Source organism: Mycobacterium sp. (genome assembly GCF_049281135.1).
In the GTDB taxonomy this organism is placed as follows: Bacteria; Actinomycetota; Actinomycetes; order Mycobacteriales; family Mycobacteriaceae; genus Mycobacterium.
On record NZ_JBAPRN010000347.1, the window covers coordinates 1 to 4,962 of the forward strand.

General features: G+C 66.0%; 4 protein-coding genes and 1 pseudogene. 4 read left to right on the forward strand and 1 reads right to left on the reverse strand.

Annotated elements, in window-relative coordinates:
• Nucleotides 1-298, reverse strand: a pseudogene (locus WAN02_RS13940) (hypothetical protein); the annotation flags it as partial.
• A gap of 360 nt (nucleotides 299-658) precedes the next feature.
• Between WAN02_RS13940 and WAN02_RS13945 the strand changes: the two are divergent.
• The 4 genes from WAN02_RS13945 to WAN02_RS13960 all read left to right on the forward strand — a co-directional run.
• Nucleotides 659-802: a hypothetical protein gene (locus tag WAN02_RS13945; protein ID WP_422264786.1), complete on the forward strand. Its 144-nt coding sequence runs from the start codon at nucleotides 659-661 to the stop codon at nucleotides 800-802.
• Nucleotides 803-843: 41 nt separating this feature from the next.
• Nucleotides 844-1,017, forward strand: coding sequence for a hypothetical protein (locus WAN02_RS13950; RefSeq protein WP_422264787.1), 174 nt, complete (start codon nucleotides 844-846; stop codon nucleotides 1,015-1,017).
• A 95-nt stretch (nucleotides 1,018-1,112) separates the two neighbouring features.
• Nucleotides 1,113-2,558: an aldehyde dehydrogenase gene (locus WAN02_RS13955; protein ID WP_422264788.1), complete on the forward strand. Its 1,446-nt coding sequence runs from the start codon at nucleotides 1,113-1,115 to the stop codon at nucleotides 2,556-2,558.
• A gap of 83 nt (nucleotides 2,559-2,641) precedes the next feature.
• Nucleotides 2,642-4,962: CaiB/BaiF CoA transferase family protein (locus WAN02_RS13960; RefSeq protein WP_422264789.1), on the forward strand; the 2,321-nt coding region annotated here is incomplete at its 3' end.

Here is a 4,962-nt window from a genome sequence, read left to right on the forward strand (position 1 = left end):
TGACGACCCACCCCTTGTCGATCTTGATCCACCGCGCCCGCAACACGGTCTCGGTGCCATCGGCGGCGGTGTAGCGGGTCACCCCGGCGATCAGGCCATCACCGTCAGGAGCGATGTGCAGCAGCTGTGATGACACCAGATTTGGCGGAAGCTTCGATGAGCCGATTAGCTGACCGAGACGGTCGGGCCGAAAGTCGTCGAGGACCTTCTGGTGATTACCCGTGATGGTCGCTCGGCTGTGCTCCTTGACGAGGTCGACGAGGTCGGCTGGGACGCCTTCGGCCACGATCTCGGTCATGTTTCGTGCTCCCTCGCACCTCGATCGACCTTTGGACGTGCCACCTCATCGACGACCGACCGCATCGCCGTCGCTAAGTTTGGCAGCAGTACTTCACCTTCTACTTCAATCTAATCTCTTGAGGTTAGGGTCATTCGCGGGATCGCAGACTTGCGCCTGAGCGCGTCAAGGACCGCGCGCCCTGCCCCCTCACATGCCAAACTTCAGCGCCCATTCGGTGGTCTCGATACCCAACGGTCGTCAGTTGCGCCAAAGGTTGCCCGCCAGGGCCTTGAGCTTCGTAATCTAAACAGATAAGGTTTATGGAGGGCAGTCAAACTCCTGGGCCGCTCCGTGTCCGGTCGGGAATCGAGGAGTCGCATGTCGGTGGAGCAGTTCCGTCCCATCTACGAGAAGCACGTCGGATACGTCGTGGCAGGTGACGTGAAATCGGCGCTTGCCGACATGGAGCAGGAAACATCCCCGCCGTATTCGTGGATGTCGACACTCCGCACAGGGCAGTAGCCGCCTACGAGATCAGGGACGTCCGAGCCGACGGGGATCGCATGATCGGCGAGACCGTCTATGACACCGGCGACCACGTGATCTGGCTGCGTTCCTTCTGGGTGCAGCGCGACGGTGGGTGGTTTGCAGCGCAGCTGGAGAACTTCGCGGTCGACCCCGGTCAGAAGACACTCCGCGCTCCGGGCCGGCCCACTGAATCGACGGCGGGCGCGTGAGCTCCACCGAACGCCGGAGTCGAGACGGACAGTAGGGACATCACCGTCGAAAGCTCCCGCGCCGACCGCGGACCCACTCACCGAGAGGCTCATTCATGATCACTGCAGATCGAACCGAACTATTCATCGACGGCCGTTGGATCGCGCCCCAGTCGAGCACGGCAACCGACGTGATCGAAGCCGCCACCGAGAAGGTCCTGGGTCGTGCCGCGCTCGCGTCGAACGCCGACGTCGACGCCGCAGTCGATGCGGCCCGCCGGGCGCTCACCGGGCCGTGGGCGTCGTTCACCGCGTCGGAACGCGCCGATCTGCTGGACCGCATGGGTGCCGCGCTCAAGTCGCGCGGCCGCGAAGCCGCGATTCTCGTCAGCCGAGAAAACGGCATGCCCATCTCACTATCCAAGTCAGTCAACGGCTTCGCACCCGCGGCCATGTTGTCCTACTACGCGACGTTGATCCGCGGCGAGCAGATCGACGATGTGCGACACGGCGCCTTTCGTGGTCACACCCTCGTTCGCCGCGCACCGATCGGCGTGGTCGCAGCCATCACGCCATGGAACTATCCCCAGTCGCTCGCCGCGATGAAGATCGCGCCAGCGCTGGCCGCTGGATGCACGGTCGTGCTGAAACCATCCCCGGAAACTGCCTTGGACGCGTTCGTATTCGCCGATGCCGCCGCGGAAGCAGGGCTGCCTGACGGCGTCCTCAACATCGTCCCCGGTGGCCGAGATGCCGGTGCGCATCTCGTCGCTCACCCTGGCGTGGACAAGGTTGCCTTCACCGGGTCGACGAACGCTGGACGCGGCATCGCCGAGGTGTGCGGCCGACTACTCCGTCCGGTGACGCTCGAACTTGGAGGAAAGTCGGCCTCGATCGTCACCGAGTCCGCCGACATGGACGAGTTCGCCAAGAACCTGCTGGAGGTGTCCCTGGTCAACAACGGCCAGACCTGCCACGCGGGCACCCGCATCCTCGCACCGGCTCGACGCTACGACGAGGTGGTCGAGGTGGTCACCGAAACCGTTCGTGCGCTCGCGGTCGGGGACCCACTCGACAAGACGACGGAGATCGGGCCGCTCGTCAGTGCCGCTCAGCGTGAGCGCGTGCTCGGTTACATCGAGGCCGGCCGTGCTGACGGCTACCGAATCACGACTGGCGGCGGCGTTCCCACGTCTCAACCACAGGGCTGGTTCGTCGAGCCGACGGTGTTCGCCGACGTCGACAACGCAGCACGCATTGCGCAGGAAGAAATCTTCGGCCCCGTCCTGGTCATCACCCGCTATACCGACGAGGACCACGCGGTGAAGATTGCGAACGCCTCGGAGTATGGACTCGGCGGCGCCGTGTGGACCACCGACGAGCAGCACGGAATCGAACTCGCCTCACGCATCGAAAGCGGCACGGTCGGTGTCAACTACTACGCGCTGCCGCTGGATGCACCGTTCGGCGGCGTGAAGTCCTCCGGCCTCGGCAAGGAATTGGGACCCGAGGGTCTGGCCGCCTACTACTCCGTGAAGTCGATCTACGTCGGAACGTCTTAGGCGGCGACCGGGCGAAGCCGCTTATCGCCGCCACCACCACCCGATCACCGCGCACACCCGTGGACACGGAAACGGAGCACACGATGGCACTACCCTTGGACGGTGTCCGGGTTCTCGATCTGACCGATGGGCTGGGCGATTCCGCCGGACGATTCCTCGCCGATCTCGGGGCGGAAGTCATCCTCGTCGAGGGGCCCGCCGGCTCGTCTTCGCGCCGCGCCGAACCGCGCCACGAAGGCGTCAGCATTCCCTTCGCGCTGCGCAACGCCAACAAGCTGGGCGTCTGCCTGGACGTCGACGAACCAGCGGACCGTGATCGACTACGCGAGCTAGCTGCGGACGCCGACATCTTGATCGAGTCGAAGTCGCCGGGAAGTCTGGGGGACATTGGGCTCGGCCCCTTGGACCTGACGACCGCCAACCCGGCGCTGGTCTACGTGTCGATCACTGGATTCGGCCAAACCGGCCCCTACCGCGACTGGGTGAGCACTGAACAGACGCTGTACGCGCTGAGCGGTGTGCTGTCCCGCTCGGGCGAACCGGACAGGGTGCCGTTGCTGCCACCCAACGGCCTCGTCGAGGAGGCGGTGGGCGTGCACACGGCGTGGTCGGCTTTGCTTGCGTACTACGACCGTCTGCACACCGGGCGCGGTCAGACGGTCGACGTCTCGGCGTTCGAAGTCATCGTGCACGGGTTCGATCCTGGGTTCGGTGTGCAGGGCTCCGCTGCTGCGGGACGCTCGGAGGACTACCCCCGCGGCAGGCCGGATGCTGCCAATTTCTACCCGGTGCATCGCTGCGCGGACGGTCAGGTTCGGATCTGTCTGCTTGCGAAGCGCCAGTGGCGCGCGATGTTCGAATGGCTGGGTGAACCGGAGGAGTTCGCCGACCCCGCCTTCGACCTGATTCCGGCCCGCTTCGCGGCAGCCGAGCGGCTCAATCCGCTCATCGACGAGCTGTTCAGTGTCTACACGCGCGACGAGTTGATCGCGCAGGGAGCGGCCCGCGGGATTCCGATCGGCGGACTGAACCTGCCCGCAGAGGTGCTCGGCACAGAGCACTTCCTCCAGTCCGGGGCGCTCGTCGACGCCGAGATATCTCCGGGCTTACGGGCTCGTATTCCGCACGGCTACAGCAGGATCGACGGTGAGCGGGTCGGCTTTCGTTCGGCGGCACCACGACTCGGTCAACACGACGACGCGGTCCTCGGGCGCGCCCGACGCGCTGGGCTAGGAATCGCCGGCGGACACCCTCCCGGAACCCGACCGTTCGACGGTCTGCGCGTCCTCGACCTCGGAGTCATCGTGTTCGGCGCAGAAGTCGGTCGGCAATTCGCCGACAACGGCGCCGACGTCATCAAGATCGAGAACTCGAACTTCCCGGACGGTCTACGGCAATCCAAGCGCGGCGCGGCGTTGGCCGCGTCGGTGGCCTGGGGGCACCGAAACCGCCGCAGCCTCGGATTGAACCTTCGCAGCGACGAGGGGATCGCGGTGTTCAAGAAGCTCGCCCTCGACGCCGACATCGTGCTCGCCAACTTCAAACCCGGCACGCTGGCGTCGATGGGGCTCGGCTATGACGTGCTCTCCGCCATCAACCCGGGAATCATCGTCTCCGAGTCGAGCGCATTTGGCAGTGCGGGTCCGTGGAACAGGCGGCTCGGCTACGGTCCGCTCGTCCGGGCTGCCTGTGGAGTGTCGGCGTTTTGGCGCTACTCGGACACCTCCGAGGGCCTGTGTGACGGCTCGACCGTCTACCCGGATCACATCGCTGCCCAAGTCGCTGCGACCACCGTGCTCGCGACTCTGATCCGGCGGCTCCGCACTGGCCGCGGCGGCGCGATCGAGGTGGCGCAGGCAGACACCGCAATCGTGCAGGTCGGTCCCCAGCTCGTGAAGGAGGCCCTGGAGCCGGGAGGGCTCACCGCGCCGGGCAACTCCGATCCCCATTGCTCGCCATCCGGGGTATTCGGGTGCGCTGGTGACGACGAGTGGTGCGTCGTCACCGTCCGCGACGACGACGACTGGGCCCGGCTGTGCCGCGCCATCGGACGTGAGGACATGGCGTCAGACCCCCGCTTCTGCGAGACCAGGGCGCGCATCGACAACCGCACCGATACCGAGGGCGCGCTGGCCGCGTGGACCGCGCTTCGGTCCCCGACCGAAGTGATGACGACGCTCCAAGCGGCGGGTGTGCCGGCCGGCGCGATGGTCCGGCTGCCCGAACTGCTGACCAACCCCCAATTGGTGGCACGCCAGGCCTACACCCAACTCGAGCATGATCACCTCCCCATGGCGCTGCCCACCGCCAAGCAGGTGGCGCACTTCGAAACGTTGCCGCAATGGCCGCTGCGGCCGGCCCCGCTGGCCGGTGAGCACACCCGCGAAATCTGCCGAACCATCCT